Raw genomic sequence first — 14589 nt, 5'->3', positions numbered from 1 at the left:
CGGAACTCCGGAGCCCCGGACACCCGGACACCCGGCCGCGGCCGGTCAGCGTACGAACATGTCGAAGACCACCGTGAGCAGCCACCACCCCACGCCGAGCACGACGAACGCCGCGGTGATCCACGAGAAACCGCGGCGCAGTCGGCGCCCCTCCCGGGCGACGCCGGCGGGTGGGGGAGTGAGCAGTGGCACGCGCGAGGCGGCGGGCGCCTCCTCCGCGGCAAGGCGCTCGTCGCGCCAACGCGCCCACTGCGCGAGCTTGTCGTCGATCGCCCCGACCGTGCCGAAGACCCATTCCCACACCGCGGGGTCGGTGGTCGACAGCTCGCGCCGCGCGTAGAGGAAGAGGCGGTCGTCGACGATCTCGACGTCGAGGGCCGCGGCGTTGTCGATGAACCGCGCCATGACGTCCGGGGTGAAGAGGTAGAGCGCATCGCGCTCGTAGCCCTTGGGGCAGTAGAGCGCGAAGTACCGGTCGAAGTCGCCCTCAAGGCTCAGACGCTGGTCGCGGCCGAAGGTCGCGGGCAGATTCGAGATGCCGAACAGGCCGTTGTTGCCGACGGCGTCCAACACGATGTGGGGGAGCGGCGTGTCGAGCCGCATCTGGACGTACGCCCACTTGTGCGTCTGCTCGCTCTTTCCCGAGCCGGTCTTGTACGTGTAGTTGCCGACTTCGACAAGGCGCGGCCGGGGACCGCGGATGACGTCAGTCGCCTCGCGATCGCGCCCCTCGGCGAAGATCATGCCCGGAAGGGCGGGGTCGGGCTCGGTCGGCGTCCACGTCATCCCGTTCGCCTCGGCGAAGTGCGCGAGGCGGTAGCGGCGCTCCGCGCGGCCGCGGAACAGCACGATGAGCGCGTAGACGATCAGTGCGATGACCGCCGCGAAGAAGATGAGGAAGCCGATGCCGATCGGGCTCGGCCGCCCGTCCGTCGCGAACAGTCCGAAGCTGACGACGGATGCCATCAGCACCGCCACCACGAGGAAGATGCCGCCCACCAGCACGATCCCGATCGCCGTGAAGGCGACGCTCGTGAGCTTGCCCTCGCGCCGCAGTTGCGCGGTGAACGCGCGCACGTCGGCGCGGGGGACCGGTCTCGTCAGGGCAGTAGTGTCCAGGGCCGTGCCGCTCATGGCCCCACGCTACCGAGGGGCGGCCGGATGCCGGGAGGTCGGGTTCCGCGCTGGGTCACGGCATCCGTTAGACTACGAAGGTTGTCTGGCGACGCCCATGCGCGTGTAAGCCCGAGACGACGTGCAACACACCCTCCTGCTGCCGGGAAATGCCCGTCAGCCGTTCTAGTCCGAAGGAGGTGGGTTAGTGACGCACCAGTACGAACTCATGGTCATCTTCGACCCCGAGGTCGACGAGCGCCAGGTCGCTCCGAAGCTCGACGGGTTCCTCAAGGTCATCACCAACGATGGGGGAACCATCGAGAAGGTGGATGTCTGGGGACGCCGCCGTCTGGCCTACGAGATCAAGAAGAAGAACGAGGGCATCTACGCCGTCGTCGACTTCACCGCCACGAGCGAGGCCACGCAGGAGCTCGACCGTCAGCTGAAGCTGAGCGAGCAGATCATGCGCACCAAGGTCCTCCGCGCCGAGGAGGCCATCGCGCAGGTCGCCGCCGAGGCGAAGCGTTCCGAGGAGAAGGCCGCCCGCAAGGCTGCCGCTCCCCGCAAGGTCGAGTCCGCCGAGAAGGCTGCGAAGTAACGACGATGGCCGGCGAAACCGTCATCACCGTCGTGGGGAACCTCACGGCCGACCCCGAGCTGCGGTACACGCAGAACGGGCTTCCGGTGGCGAACTTCACCATCGCGTCGACCCCCCGCACGTTCGACCGCCAGGCGAACGAGTGGAAGGACGGCGAGGCGCTCTTCCTGCGCGCCTCGGTGTGGCGCGAATTCGCCGAGCACGTCGCCGGATCGCTGACGAAGGGTTCCCGTGTCATCGCGACCGGTCGCCTCAAGCAGCGCTCGTACCAGGACCGCGAGGGCAACAACCGCACCGCGATCGAGCTGGAGGTCGACGAGATCGGCCCCTCGCTCCGCTACGCGACCGCTCAGGTCACCCGTGCCGCCTCCTCGGGCGGCGGCGGTGGCGGCGGACGCCCGCAGGTGCAGCAGTCGAACGACGAGCCGTGGTCGACCCCCGGGTCGAACCAGGGCGGCGGCGCCGACGCGTGGAGCACTCCCGGTTCCTACGGAGACGACACCCCGTTCTGATCTCGCTACGCCTCACGGCGTGACGACCCCCGAAATTCCGGATGCCGAGCCCGGGCGCCGCATGTGCCCCCGGCATCCGAACCCACACGAAAGAAGGAAGCATGGCTGGAAAGGCCACTGGCGACCGCCGCAAGCCGCGGAAGGGCGCCAAGAACGCAGCCCCCGCGAAGGCGATCCGCGTCGGCGTCATCGATTACAAGGACGTCGCGACCCTCCGCAAGTTCATCTCGGAGCGCGGCAAGATCCGCGCCCGTCGTATCACCGGTGTCTCCGTGCAGGAGCAGCGCCTGATCGCCCGCGCCATCAAGAACGCGCGCGAGATGGCTCTCCTGCCCTACGCCGGCGCCGGCCGCTAAGGAGCACCCGATGGCAAAGCTGATTCTCACGAATGAGGTCACCGGGCTCGGTAGCGCCGGTGACGTTGTCGAGGTCAAGAACGGGTACGCCCGCAACTACCTCATCCCCCAGGGCTTCGCTGTCGCGTGGACGCGCGGTGGCGAGAAGCAGGTCTCGTCGATCCGCGCCGCTCGCGAGAGCCGCGCGATCCACGACCACGAAGAGGCCGTGGCCCTGAAGAACACCCTCGAGTCGAACACCGTCAAGCTGGCCGTCAAGGCCGGTGCTGAGGGTCGCCTCTTCGGTTCGGTCAAGACGGGCGACGTCGCCGACGCGGTCAAGGCCGCCGGCCTCGGGGAGCTCGACAAGCGCAAGATCCAGATCACCTCGGCGATCAAGTCGGTGGGCGAGCACGAGGCGACCGTTCGCCTGCGTGACGACGTCACCGCCGTGATCACCCTCCAGGTGGTCGCCGCGAAGTAATTCGCTGCACCAACGGCCCCGGCCCCGCTTCGGCGGACCGGGGCCGTTCCGCGTTGTCCGTGCGGTGCTCTGGTCGGGGTTGGGGCGGGCGGTGCGGTGGCTGCGGTTCTTCCCGGTTTGGGGCGCGATTCGTCCTTCGGGGCGTGCATCGTGCGCCCCTATGCGCGGATTCCGCCCCAACGGTTTCCGGTGTTCGCGGCGGTGCTTCGGCGTCCGGCCGCGCCGCTTCGAGGGTTTGGGGCGCAATTCGGCCTTCGGGCCGTGCATCGTGCGCCCCGATGCGCGGAATCCGCCCCAAACCGGGAAGGTCACCGCGGCATCGCGGGGATCTCCGCGACACGCGTCCGTCACACCGCGTCCCTAGGCTGGGCGAATGACCGTCGATCGCGCACCCGAGCGCCCGCGGGTCGTGCTGTACTCGGCATCCCTCGTCGTCCCGATCACCGCGCCGCCCATCGTCGACGGCGCCATCGCCGTGGCCGGTGGCCGCATCCGCCACGTCGGCGACCGCGAGTGGGTGCGGCACGAGCTGCGCCAGCGCGGTGTCGAGTTCGACGAGGTGCACTGGCCGGGCGTGCTGACCCCGGGCCTGGTGAACGCCCACTCCCACCTGCAGTACACGGGCATGGCCGAGGTCGGGCGCGGCTCGTACACGGGGTTCGAGGATTGGGCCGCAGCTTTCCAGCCGGTCTACGAGTCGGGCTTGGATTGGGCGGCGGATGCCAGAGCCGGCGCCGCACAGCTGATCGCGGCGGGCACGACCGCGGTGGCCGACATCGTCACCGACGTCGAGGCGGCGTCGGCGCTGCACGACGCGCGGCTGCACGGCATCACCTACTGGGAGGTGATGAGCTGGACCAACGCGGCATGGGCCGAGCGGGGGAGGGCCGAGGTTGAGGCGCGGCTGGACTCGCTGCCGTCGCCGCCGGGAACCGGCCTGTCGCCGCACGCGCCGTACTCGCTCGACGTCGAGCCGCTGCTGGAGATCCCCGACATCGTGCGCGAGCGGGGGAGCCGGCTGCACATCCACCTCGGCGAGGCCGCGTTCGAGCGCGAGCACGGTGAGGCGATGCCGTGGCGCGAGCGGCGTCCGGCGAGCTTCCAGGCGCTGCGCGACGAGGGCTTCGGCACCGGGGCGACGGAGTTCGTCGACGAGCTCGGCGTCCTGGGGCCCGACTGCCATATCGCGCACGGGGTGTACATGACCGCGCGCGACCGCGCGACGCTCCGGCTGCGCGGCACGACCGTCGCGCTGTGCCCGCGCTCGAACGCCGTGATCGGGCTCGACGAGCCGCCCGTGGCCGCGTACCTCGTCGAGGGGAACGCGATCGCGGTGGGCACCGACTCGCTGTCGTCCTCGCCGTCGCTCGACCTGCTCGCCGACGTGGCGGCCCTTCACCGCCTCGCGCGTGATCAGGGGTACGCGCACCGGGATCTGGCATCCGTGCTGCTGCGCGCGGCGACCCTCGGCGGAGCACACGCCATGGGACTCGACACCGGGCCCGAGCGCACGGGCTACCTGTCGGTCGGCGCCGTGGCCGACCTCGCCTTCTTCGACATCGACGCCGCCGCCGCCGACGACATGATCGAGCACCTCGTCGTCGACGGCGCCGGGCGTGCCGCGGCGACCTTCATCGACGGCGAGGTGCGCTTCGCATCCGCCGCCTTCACCCGAGAGACCGGAGTGCACTGTGACTGACGACCGCCCCGCCACCGCCCGGCTGCTCGACCTCGAAGAGCACCCCGAGGGCGGGTGGTTCCGCCGCATGTGGACGGGGACGTACGCGGTCGACACCCCCGCGGGTGCGCGACCCGCGGCGACGCTGATCCACTACCTGCTCACGCCGGGTGAGCACAGCGCCTGGCATGTCGTCACGAGCGACGAGGTGTGGTTGTGGCATGGTCCCGGTCGCCTCGAGCTGTCGTTCGGTGGCGACGGTGCCGAGCCCGCGCTCGCGCACACCGTGGTGCTCGGTGCCGACCTGGCGGCGGGGGAGCGGCTGCAGGCCACGGTCCCCGCGGGGGTGTGGCAGTCGGCGCGGCTCGTCGACGACGCGGAAGCGGTGGTGAGTTGCCTGGTGTCGCCCGGCTTCAGCTTCGAAGACTGGCGTCTGGCCGACTGACGCCGGACACGCCGGACACCGGATGCCACGCCCCGATGGACGATGGCATCCGGTGCCTCGTCGGGAGAGGCCGAAGCCCCTCCCGGCGCGGTGTCAGGCGGTGGCGCGACGGCGGGCGAGCACCGCGCCTCCGAGTCCGAGCATCACCAGCGCCGCGAGGCCGAGGCCCCAGAGGGTGCCGGCGTCCGTGCCCGTGACAGCCAGGGCGCCGCTACCGGATGCCATCGGCTGAACCGCCGCGGCCGAGGAGACCGATCCGGTGACGACCGAGGTGCCGGGCGTTCCGGGCGTTCCGGGGGTGCCGGGCTCACCGGGGGTGCCGGGCTCACCGGGCGTTCCGGGGGTTCCGGGGGTGCCGGGGGTTCCGGGGGTGCCGGGGGTGCCGGGGGTTCCCGGGGTGCCGGGGGTTCCCGGGGTGCCGGGCGTTCCGGGCGTTCCCGGGGTGCCGGGGGTGCCGGGGGTTCCGGGGGTGCCGGGGGTTCCGGGGGTGCCGGGGGTTCCGGGGGTGCCGGGGGTTCCGGGGGTGCCGGGGGTCCCGGGGGTGCCGGTCTCGGAACCGACCGTGGTGCTGTCGCCGATCACGGATACCGCGTTACCGCCGATCGTGACGGGGAGGCTGATCGGGATGATCAGCTGGTTGCCGCCGAGGAGGCTGTCCGTCCCGTCGGTGGTGGCGTCGCCGGCGGAGCCGTTGGAGCCGCTGCCGGTGGTGGTGGCGTCCTCGGTGTGGCTGTCGCCGATGACGGACACGGCGTTGCCGCCGATGGTCACGGGCGCTTCGACCGGCGCGACGGCCTGGTTGCCGCCGAGGAGGCTGTCACTGCCGTCGGTGGTGGCGTCGCCGGCGGAGCCGTTGGAGCCGCTGCCGGTGGTGGTGGCGTCTTCGGAGGTGCTGTCGCCGATGCCGGACACGGCGTTGCCGCCGATGGTTACGGGCGCCTCGACCGGCGCGACGACTTGGTTGCCGCCGCCGATGCTGTCGGTGCCATCGGTCTCGACGTCGGCGACCGGAGCCGGCGCCGTCTCTTCGGCGGGCTCCGCGGTGCCGGCATCCTCGGTGTGGCTGTCGCCGATGACCGACACGGCGTTGCCGCCGACGGTCACGGGTACGTTCACCGACACGATGCCCTGGTTGCCCGAACCGACACCGTCGGTGCCGTCGGTGGTGGCTTCGGGGGCGGGTTCGGGCGCGGGTGCCGACGTCTCGGCATCCTCGCTGTGGCTGTCTCCGATGACGGAGACGGCGTTGCCGCCGACGGTGACGGGCAGGTCGACCGAGATGATCGCCTGGTCGCCCGAGAGGAGGCCGTCGGTGCCCGACGTCTCCGCGGCATTGGCCATGCCGGCTCCGACGACGGCCAAGCCGCCGCCGATCAGCGCGCCGAGGATGGCGCGCGAGTAGATCTTGCGCATGAGAAATCTCTCCTGGGTTGTGAATGAGGTGCGCGGGACGCGCGGGACCGTCTGCCGTGCCGGAGCACGACGCGGCCCGCCTCAGTCAGGAGAGACGTCGGTGGCGAAGGTGGGAGCGCCGGGGAGATCGTCGTCGACGAGTGCGCTGCGGGAGAGGAGAACGAAGGTGGGCGAGTCCGGGCGGTCGTCGAGGCGCGCGGCCGCAGGGCCGCTGGAGCCGGACGACACGGATGCCGACGACGAGCCCGGGATGCCATCGCCCAGCCCGTGTGTGGCCGGCGCATCTTCCGCGGGCTCGACGTGTGCAGAGCTCTGGCCAGGCGCCGTCGTCGCGGTCGCGGCGAAGGCTTCGGCGGCGGCGCGCACGGCCTCGGCGGGGGAGGGGGCGCTGGCCGCGACCGTCCTGCCGGCGGGCGGGGAGGCGAGGGCTGTCTCGGTCGGTGCGGGGAGGGCGGATTCGCCCGGTAGCGGAATGCCGGGTGCCGGCGTCGCGGACGTGGGAGGGGTCGCGGTGTCGATGACCTCGTCGACGGTGTCGCCCGGGATCACGGTGTCGACGACCTCATCCACGGCGCCGCCGGGGGTAGCGGGAAGCACGGGATCGAGGGGCTCAGGCGCTCCGACGACGCCCGGTACCGTCTCGTCGACGGTCTCGGCCACACCCGTCAGGACGTCGTCGAGACCGGTGTCGTCGACGACCCCGCCGACGACGGGCACCGACACCACGGTCTCCACGACCGGTTCGACGATGGCGCCCACGACCGGCGTCTCGGCGACGTCCGACACGGTTTCGGTGACGGTGTCGACGGCGCTCGTCGCGGTGTCGTCCACGCGCTCGACCACCGTGTCGACGGCATCCACCGTCGATTCGGTGACGGCGCGAACCGGCTCGGGCACGGCGTTCGCGACGGGGGCGGTCACGGGTTCGGTCACCCGGACGACGGATGCCACGGTGTCGTCGACGTCGTCGACGATCCCGTCAACCGCGTCGGTCGTGTGGTTCACGGTGTCGGAGACAGCGCCCAGAAGGCCGGAGCCGGGGGAGTCGTCAGCCGAGGCGGACGACGTCGAGAGGGTCAGGGAGAGCACGATCCAGGCGAGGGCCGCGAGGAAGGCCAGGCCGAGCAGGCGGAGCGCGGGAACCGCGCGGCGCCGGGCCGTGGCATCCATCTCAACTCCCCAAAGTCGATCGGCGGTGACCTATGACGGGCGACTTTACGCCTCATAGCGGAGGGAGGAAAGAGTCACAGGGAACCCTCAGTTACCACGCGGTGTCTGCCGGGGAACCTACCGACACGCCGCACGTGAACATGACTTGACACGGGGAGCGGTTGTCAGTAGCTGCCCTGCGGAGTTATCCCCCGGGTTGTACACACCCTTTTGTCAAGTCCGAGAACCTTCAACTCGTGGTTCAACCAGGATTCCCCCAGGTTTCCTGTGGACAGATAAAGACCGGGTCAGAAGCAGTTTCGCAAAGGCGATTCCACATCATCCACGAAGTTCTCCACAGGAGTTGTGCACAGCAATCGCGGCGTTTCTCGCAAGCTGTCCACAGAGTTATCCACAGGGTCGTTTGCGTGCAGAAGGGGTCGTCCCTAGCGTGGGTGCATCCCATCGGGCACACCCGTTCCACACCCGCGCGTCGATGTCGGATGTCCGTGATTCGATGCTGCCCGAGGTCGTCTTCCCGATCCCTCCGACGCGTCCGGTGCCCGGCTGCGGCGGGGTGGGGAGCGCGTCCGAAACTGAGAAGGAGTGCCTGTGTCGATTGCCGACATCGCCGAAGAGCGTCTCGGGGGGTCCCAGCGTCCGGAGCGCACGCCGCCGCACGACATGCTGGCCGAGCAGAGCGCCCTGGGCGGCATGCTGCTGTCGAAAGACGCCGTGGCCGACGTCATCGAGACGCTCCGCGGGCCCGACTTTTACGTGCCCAAGCACGAGCTGATCTTCGAGGCGATCCTCACGCTCTACTCGCACGGTGAGCCGACCGACGTGGTCGCCGTCACCGACGAGCTCATCAAGACCGGTGAGCTGCAGCGTGCCGGCGGCGCCGACTACCTGCACACGCTGACCTCGATCGTGCCGACGGCCGCCAACGCGGGGTATTACGCGTCGATCGTCGCCGAGCGGGCGCTGCTGCGGCGCCTGGTCGAGGCGGGCACCCGCATCGTGCAGATGGGCTATGCGGGCGAGGGCGACCCGATCGAGCTCGTCAACAGCGCCCAGGCCGAGATCTACAACGTCTCGGGCGACGACAGCGCCGAAGACTATGTGCCGCTGACGGTAGCGGTGGATGCCGCGGTCGACGAGATCGAGGCCGCGCGCGGTCGCGACGGCTCGATGACCGGCATCCCGACCGGCTTCGCCGGGCTCGACCAGCTGACGAACGGTCTGCACCCGGGGCAGATGATCATCCTCGCCGCGCGGCCCGCCATGGGTAAGTCGACGCTCGCGCTCGACTTCGCGCGCGCGGCCGCGATCAAGGGCAACGCCCCCACGATCTTCTTCTCCCTCGAGATGGGGCGCAGTGAGATCGCGATGCGCCTGCTGAGCGCCGAGGGCGCGATCCCGCTGCAGAGCATGCGCAAGGGCACGCTCGACTCGCGCGACTGGACGACCGTCGCCGCGACCCGTGGCCGCATCAACGACGCGCCCCTGTACATCGACGACAGCCCGAACATGACGCTCGTCGAAATTCGGGCGAAATGCCGTCGCCTGAAGCAGCGCGAGGGTCTGAAGATGGTCGTCATCGACTACCTGCAGCTGCTCACGAGCGGTAAGCGTGTGGAGTCGCGTCAGCAGGAGGTCAGTGAGTTCTCGCGTGCGCTGAAGCTCATGGCGAAAGAGCTGCAGGTGCCGGTGATCGCGCTGTCGCAGCTGAACCGTGGTCCCGAGCAGCGCGCCGACAAGAAGCCCGCCCTGTCCGACCTTCGTGAGTCGGGCTCGATCGAGCAGGATGCCGACATGGTGGTGCTCCTGCACCGCGAGGCCGCGTACGAGAAGGACTCGCCGCGCGCGGGTGAGGCCGACCTGATCGTGGCGAAGCACCGTAACGGCCCGACCGACACGATCACGGTGGCGTTCCAGGGGCACTATTCGCGATTCGCGGATATGGCGCCGGGGATGTGACCGACTGCGTAAATCCGGCTGATCACTAGATATAGCGGCCAGGTCGGTGCTCATCGCCTGACAGGCGCCGTCTTTCTCGCCGGCCACATCGCCCGCGCCAGCTGACCAACGCATCAGCGCTCCCAACCTGAGAGAGCCTTGACGCCGACCCAGGTGCTTCCACAGGTGAGCCCACTGCTGCGGGCCGAGGTCACGCGGCAGCGCGTCGGCGCCGATGCCGGCTCGAATCAGGTGTCGTCTCGCCGCCGGTCGTGAGAGCGGCGCACCGTCGCGAGCTTTGACGCCATACCCCGAGCTCTCGCTGTGAACATGTCGCCGACAAAGCGCTCGTAGGCACGCCTGTGTCAGCGGTCGGAGTCGTGGTGGCGGTGCACGGCTGTGGACTGCGCCGCGGGGTCGACTGCGGACAGGTCCTGTTCCCAGCTGAGGAGGATGCGGAGTTTCTCATCCGATGGCGAGCCGACGTCCGTGGTGTAGATGGACATGAACAGGCCCTCGGGGCCGGGGACCTCGAGCGTCTCGTAGTTCAGGGTGATGGTGCCGACGGCTTCATGGAACACGCGCTTGGCGCCGTGGCCGTGCTTGAACAGTCGGTAGCCGGCCCAGAATCGCGAGAAGTCCGCCGACGCCACGGAAAGCTCGCCTACGAGCCTCTCGAGCGTCTCGTCGGGGTGACGTGGGTCGCGGTTGGCGCGGAGTGCTGCGACCGTGGCGCCGGCGACCTCCTCCCAATCGGGGTAGCGCACCTTCGTGGTGGGATCGAGAAACAGCCAACGCAGCACGTTCCGGTCCTGGGTCGGCATCGCAGAGAAATCGGTGAGAAGGATGCTGGCCGCGCGATTCCACGCCACGATCTGCATGTGCGGGTCCTGCACGAGAACGGGGATCGGATCCATTGCGGCGATGAGATTGGCAATGCCTGCCCGCACCTTCTTCGGGGACCTGAGGGAGCGCGCGGTCGTGTGCGAGGTTCCGACCAGGGTGCGTAGGTACGCGCGCTCCAGCTCGTCCAAACGGAGGACCGTCGCGACGGAATCCAGAACCTGGTCGGACACCTGGCCGACGCGGCCCTGCTCCAAGCGCGCGTAGTAATCGGCGCTGACACCGGCCAGCGTCGCGACCTCTTCTCGTCGTAGCCCTGAACTTCGACGAGCCACCGGCGATTCAGGCAGACCCATGCTCGTGGGGTCGATGCGCGCGCGGCGCGACATCAGAAAATCCCGCAGATCATGGCTGGTCATGGCACAAGTGTGCTCGGTCACAACGGCTTCTGGGAGTGCTTATCTCGCCCGGCGAGTCCTAGGTATGGCAGGGCGAGCGTTCACCTTCCGGTGGGCTTACTCGGGCGGTCGGATCGTATTACCGGAGTTCACCGGCTGGCGAAAGGAAGAGACATGACCGAGAACCTGAACGGCACTGTCGCGGTTGTGACCGGGGCATCCAGCGGCATTGGGCGTGCCAGCGCCTTGCGCATCGCATCAAGTGGAGCCCGCCTAGCCCTCATCGCCCGACGCGAAGACCGACTGAATGAGCTGGCCGAGCGCATTCGTTCCGAAGGTGGAGAGGCGTTGGTCGTCGCCGCCGACCTGACCGACTCCGATGCGGCGGCCGGGGCGGTCGAGAAGGTCATCGCGGAGTTCGGTCGCATCGACACGTTTGTCAACGCCGCCGGCGTCATGCTCAACGGGGCCTCCGACGAGGCCCCGCTGGAGGAATGGGACCGGATGGTCGACATCAACCTGCGGGGGCTGATGTACGTCACGAAGGCGGCGCTCCCTCACCTACTGGAGGCGCCTGCCTCAAGCCCGCGCGGTGTTGCGGACGTGGTGAATATCTCCTCGGTCGCGGGTCGGTTTGCAGCCCCTACTGTTGCCCTCTACAACGCCACCAAGTTCGCCGTCACCGGCGCGACGGAGGCGTGGCGCCAGGAGTACACCACACGTAATCTGCGTTTTTCGGTGATCGAGCCGGGACGCACCGAAAGCGAGCTGTTCGACCAGAAGGCAAATTCGAACTCGGACTTCAACGCGGCGTTCGGGGATGTGGAGAAGCTTCACGCCGAGGACATCGCCGAAGCCGTTGCATTCATCGTCACGAACCCGCGACGGGTGGCAGTGAACGAGATCGTCATCCGACCCACCGACCAGCCCTGATCGGATCGCACGAACTTCGCAGGCCGGATGAACGGCCATCGAACACTTTTTACTGGGATCGGGGCCGCGATCCGAGGAAATTCACCCCAGGAGAACCGTCCGATCTGGAGTGTTCGGGTTGCACATGTACGGCGTGAGTGTTTGACCAATCACTCATGGTGAGTGTACAGTCACTCTCATGACATCGCGAAGCTCGATCCTCTCCACGGCGGACACCCGCCGGCCCGCCGTCGCGGCGGCCGCGCTGCGCGAGTTCGCCCAGGGTGGCTACCACGGCACGACCGTCGCCAGCGTCGCCCAGGAGGCGAAGATCTCAGCCGCGTACGTCTTCAAGCTGTTTCCGCGCAAGGAATCGCTGTTCGCCGCCGCGCTGGAAGCATGCTTCGACGCGGTCGTCCAGGCGCTGGACGAGGGGACGGAGGACATCGGCTCGACCGACCCGTGCGCCATCCTCGACGCAATGGGCGGCGCTTACGCCGCGCTCATCCGGGACCGCACCCTCCTCATGCTGCAGGTGCACGCACAGTCTGTCGCTGACATCCCCGAGATCGGCGAAGCCTTGCGCGCGGGGCTGGCGCGCGTGACCGAGTTCGCCAAGGAGCGCTCCGCCGGCAGTGACGAGGAGGTTCAGCGATTCATGGCCTACGGCCAGCTCTGCCACTTGATCGTGACCGCACGTATCGAGGAGTCTTCGGCGAGCTGGGCCCAGCTGCTCTCGCGCGGGATCCGCCACCCCGACTGACCCCCTCACCGTCATGCTCAACAACACCGACGCATGTCCGAAAGAGTGAGTGATCACTCACTCCCTGCATAGAAGGAGAACCACATGAAGAACGAGATCACGATGCGCTGGGTCGCCCTGTCGCCCCTCGCGCTCATCATCTTGGCGATGTTCAGCCAGTGGAACTGACCTCACCACCCACCATCCCCGCACCCACCCGAAGGAGAACCCCATGACCGAGCCGACGCCCCCGGCAGCAACCACCCGAAGCCGCGAGAAGACCGCGTGGTGGATCACATTCAGCGCCCTCACCCTCGCCATCGTCCTGATGCTCGGCCTCTGGAACTGAGAACCACAGCCGTGGCGGCAACTGCCGCCCCGGCCCCCACTGAAAACCACGGATGCCGGGCACGCCCCGCATCCTCTCGAAAGGAGCCCCCGTGAACACCCTCACCGCCCCGGTCGCCGCGCCCGCCACGACAACCCGCAGCACCCGCCGCTGGCTCGCGCTCAGCATCCTCGCCCTCGCGCAGTTCCTCGTCGTCCTCGACGCCTCCATCGTCAACATCGCCCTCCCCGTCCTCGGCGCGCAGCTCGGCATGAACACCGCCGCCCTCGCCTGGGTCATCACCGCCTACGTGCTCGCCTTCGGCGGACTCCTCCTGCTCGGCGGCCGCCTGGCCGACCGCTACGGTCACCGCCGCATCTTCCTCATCGGCACCGCCGGCTTCGTGGCCAGCTCGGCTCTTGCCGGCCTGTCCTTCACCAGCGAGATGCTGCTCGCCGCCCGCGCGCTACAGGGCGCCTCGGCCGCGCTGCTCGCCCCCGCTGCCCTCGCGCTGCTGACCCACCTCTTCCCCGAGACCGGTGACCGCACCAAGGCGCTGGGCGTGTGGGGCGGAGTCGCTGGCATCGGGTCCGCGGCCGGCGTCCTGCTCGGCGGCGTTCTCACCGCCGCTCTGGGATGGCAGTCGGTGTTCTTCGTCAACGTCCCGATCGGCGCAATTGTGCTCATCGCCATCCCGCTGCTCATCACCCCCGACGCCGCAGGCGCCCGCGGGAAGCTCGATCTCCCCGGCGCCGCCACGATCACGGGAGCCCTCGTCGCCGCCGTCGGTGCGCTCAGCGCGATCGAGCAAGTCGGGTTCGCGCACCCGCTGACGATCGGGCTCGCCGCGGCATCCGTCGTCCTCGGCGTGGCGTTCGTTCGCATCGAGCGTCGTACGGCCGAGCCGCTCGTGCCGCTCGCGGTCTTCCGCAACCGCAACCTGACCGTCGGCAACATCGTCATGCTGTTGATCGGTGCCGCGATGGTGGCACTGTTCTTCGCCTTGTCGGTCTACATGCAGTCCGTCCTCGGCTATGACGCCCTCACCACCGGACTCACCCAGCTGCCGCTCGCGGGGGCACTGGTGATCGTCGCGGGTGTCGTCCCGGCGGTGATCGCACGGGTGGGAGCGAAGGCGACGCTCGTCGGCTCGCTCGTCGTTCTCGCTGCAGGGCTCGTGTGGCTGTCGTTCGCACCTGCGGACGCCCAGTTCCTCGTCCACGTCCTGGGCCCCAGCATCGTGATCGGAGTCGGCATGGGTGGCGCGTTCGTCACCACCACTCAGCTCTCGGTCGACGGCGTCGAGGGCGGCGAGTCGGGCCTTGCCGGTGGTCTGGTCAACACCAGCCAACAGATCGGCGGCGCCCTCGGCCTCGCAGTCCTCGGCACCATCGCAGCCCTCCGGACCGATGAACTACTTGCGTCCGGAGTCGCCGCGCCCGAAGCGATCACCAGCGGCTTCTCCTGGCTGTTCCTGGGAACAGCTGTCGTCGCCGTCGTCGCAGCCATCGCCACGGGCTTCGCCCGCAAGAACTGAGCGGGGGGGGGGGGGGGGGGGGGGGGGGGCCCCCCCCCCCCCCCCCCCCCCCCCCCCCCCCCCCGGCCCCGGCCTTGCGCGCGGCGAGCCGCGAGGTCCGGGCCGGGTGGCTGCGCGCCATCGCGGACGAGATGGATGCC

The 14589-nt window shown here is 69.4% G+C and carries 14 protein-coding genes; 10 read left to right on the top strand and 4 right to left on the bottom strand.

Annotated elements, in window-relative coordinates; genetic code table 11:
• Nucleotides 1-45 precede the first annotated feature (45 nt).
• Nucleotides 46-1134, bottom strand: a complete 1089-nt coding sequence (locus tag LL239_RS02635; protein ID WP_228161901.1) for a hypothetical protein — start codon at nucleotides 1132-1134, stop codon at nucleotides 46-48.
• A 187-nt stretch (nucleotides 1135-1321) separates the two neighbouring features.
• On the opposite strand from LL239_RS02635, the gene rpsF reads away from it, so the two are divergent.
• The 6 genes from rpsF (at nucleotide 1322) to LL239_RS02605 (ending at nucleotide 5168) form a co-directional block, all read left to right on the top strand.
• Nucleotides 1322-1714 carry a 30S ribosomal protein S6 gene (gene rpsF, locus LL239_RS02630; RefSeq protein WP_134125563.1) on the top strand — a complete coding sequence of 131 codons (393 nt, stop codon included), beginning with the start codon at nucleotides 1322-1324 and terminating at the stop codon, nucleotides 1712-1714.
• Between the two features lie 5 nt (nucleotides 1715-1719).
• Entirely contained in the window at nucleotides 1720-2226 is a 507-nt protein-coding gene (locus LL239_RS02625; protein WP_228161900.1) for a single-stranded DNA-binding protein, read from the top strand.
• A gap of 101 nt (nucleotides 2227-2327) precedes the next feature.
• Nucleotides 2328-2582 carry a 30S ribosomal protein S18 gene (gene rpsR, locus LL239_RS02620; RefSeq protein ID WP_013584646.1) on the top strand — a complete coding sequence of 85 codons (255 nt, stop codon included), beginning with the start codon at nucleotides 2328-2330 and terminating at the stop codon, nucleotides 2580-2582.
• 10 nt (nucleotides 2583-2592) lie between these two features.
• Nucleotides 2593-3045 (top strand): 50S ribosomal protein L9, encoded by a 453-nt coding sequence (gene rplI / locus LL239_RS02615; RefSeq protein ID WP_228161899.1) that lies wholly within the window; start codon nucleotides 2593-2595, stop codon nucleotides 3043-3045.
• A 373-nt stretch (nucleotides 3046-3418) separates the two neighbouring features.
• Complete coding sequence (locus LL239_RS02610) at nucleotides 3419-4744, top strand: amidohydrolase family protein (protein ID WP_228161898.1); 1326 nt, start codon at nucleotides 3419-3421, stop codon at nucleotides 4742-4744.
• Nucleotides 4737-5168 carry a cupin domain-containing protein gene (locus LL239_RS02605; protein ID WP_228161897.1) on the top strand — a complete coding sequence of 144 codons (432 nt, stop codon included), beginning with the start codon at nucleotides 4737-4739 and terminating at the stop codon, nucleotides 5166-5168. Before LL239_RS02610 ends, LL239_RS02605 begins: the two co-directional genes overlap by 8 nt.
• Before the next feature lie 93 nt (nucleotides 5169-5261).
• Here LL239_RS02605 and LL239_RS02600 read toward each other — a convergent pair whose 3' ends face one another.
• Both LL239_RS02600 and LL239_RS02595 read right to left on the bottom strand, forming a co-directional pair.
• Nucleotides 5262-6581, bottom strand: a complete 1320-nt coding sequence (locus LL239_RS02600; protein WP_228161896.1) for a chaplin family protein — start codon at nucleotides 6579-6581, stop codon at nucleotides 5262-5264.
• Nucleotides 6582-6662: 81 nt separating this feature from the next.
• On the bottom strand, nucleotides 6663-7751 hold the full coding sequence (locus LL239_RS02595; RefSeq protein WP_228161895.1) for a hypothetical protein: 1089 nt from the start codon (nucleotides 7749-7751) through the stop codon (nucleotides 6663-6665).
• 591 nt (nucleotides 7752-8342) lie between these two features.
• Between LL239_RS02595 and dnaB the strand changes: the two genes are divergently transcribed.
• A complete protein-coding gene (gene dnaB, locus LL239_RS02590; RefSeq protein WP_228161894.1) occupies nucleotides 8343-9710 on the top strand; it encodes a replicative DNA helicase in 1368 nt (455 codons plus the stop codon).
• Nucleotides 9711-10054: 344 nt separating this feature from the next.
• On the opposite strand, the gene LL239_RS02585 is transcribed toward dnaB, so the two are convergent.
• Entirely contained in the window at nucleotides 10055-10951 is an 897-nt protein-coding gene (locus LL239_RS02585) for a helix-turn-helix transcriptional regulator (RefSeq protein ID WP_228161893.1), read from the bottom strand.
• A 153-nt stretch (nucleotides 10952-11104) separates the two neighbouring features.
• Here LL239_RS02585 and LL239_RS02580 point away from each other — a divergent pair, with 153 nt between their 5' ends.
• The 3 genes from LL239_RS02580 (at nucleotide 11105) to LL239_RS02570 (ending at nucleotide 14449) form a co-directional block, all read left to right on the top strand.
• Nucleotides 11105-11863 carry an SDR family NAD(P)-dependent oxidoreductase gene (locus LL239_RS02580; protein ID WP_228161892.1) on the top strand — a complete coding sequence of 253 codons (759 nt, stop codon included), beginning with the start codon at nucleotides 11105-11107 and terminating at the stop codon, nucleotides 11861-11863.
• A gap of 178 nt (nucleotides 11864-12041) precedes the next feature.
• Entirely contained in the window at nucleotides 12042-12605 is a 564-nt protein-coding gene (locus LL239_RS02575; RefSeq protein WP_228161891.1) for a TetR/AcrR family transcriptional regulator, read from the top strand.
• Between the two features lie 419 nt (nucleotides 12606-13024).
• A complete protein-coding gene (locus tag LL239_RS02570; protein WP_228161890.1) occupies nucleotides 13025-14449 on the top strand; it encodes an MFS transporter in 1425 nt (474 codons plus the stop codon).
• Nucleotides 14450-14589 lie beyond the last annotated feature (140 nt).

It is taken from the genome of Microbacterium testaceum, assembly GCF_020781835.1.
Taxonomy (GTDB): Bacteria; Actinomycetota; Actinomycetes; order Actinomycetales; family Microbacteriaceae; genus Microbacterium; species Microbacterium testaceum_H.
The sequence above is the reverse complement of the archived record's forward strand: the minus strand, read 5'-3'. Positions and strand labels throughout refer to the sequence as shown.

Excerpts from the sequence above, each read along its gene's own strand:
- LL239_RS02635 (WP_228161901.1), bottom strand. The coding sequence starts at position 1,134 with ATGAGCGGCACGGCCCTGGACACTACTGCCCTGACGAGACCGGTCCCC.
- LL239_RS02625 (WP_228161900.1), top strand. The coding sequence starts at position 1,720 with ATGGCCGGCGAAACCGTCATCACCGTCGTGGGGAACCTCACGGCCGAC.
- rpsR (WP_013584646.1), top strand. The coding sequence starts at position 2,328 with ATGGCTGGAAAGGCCACTGGCGACCGCCGCAAGCCGCGGAAGGGCGCC.
- rplI (WP_228161899.1), top strand. The coding sequence starts at position 2,593 with ATGGCAAAGCTGATTCTCACGAATGAGGTCACCGGGCTCGGTAGCGCC.
- LL239_RS02610 (WP_228161898.1), top strand. The coding sequence starts at position 3,419 with ATGACCGTCGATCGCGCACCCGAGCGCCCGCGGGTCGTGCTGTACTCG.
- LL239_RS02600 (WP_228161896.1), bottom strand. The coding sequence starts at position 6,581 with ATGCGCAAGATCTACTCGCGCGCCATCCTCGGCGCGCTGATCGGCGGC.
- LL239_RS02595 (WP_228161895.1), bottom strand. The coding sequence starts at position 7,751 with ATGGATGCCACGGCCCGGCGCCGCGCGGTTCCCGCGCTCCGCCTGCTC.
- LL239_RS02585 (WP_228161893.1), bottom strand. The coding sequence starts at position 10,951 with ATGACCAGCCATGATCTGCGGGATTTTCTGATGTCGCGCCGCGCGCGC.
- LL239_RS02580 (WP_228161892.1), top strand. The coding sequence starts at position 11,105 with ATGACCGAGAACCTGAACGGCACTGTCGCGGTTGTGACCGGGGCATCC.
- LL239_RS02575 (WP_228161891.1), top strand. The coding sequence starts at position 12,042 with ATGACATCGCGAAGCTCGATCCTCTCCACGGCGGACACCCGCCGGCCC.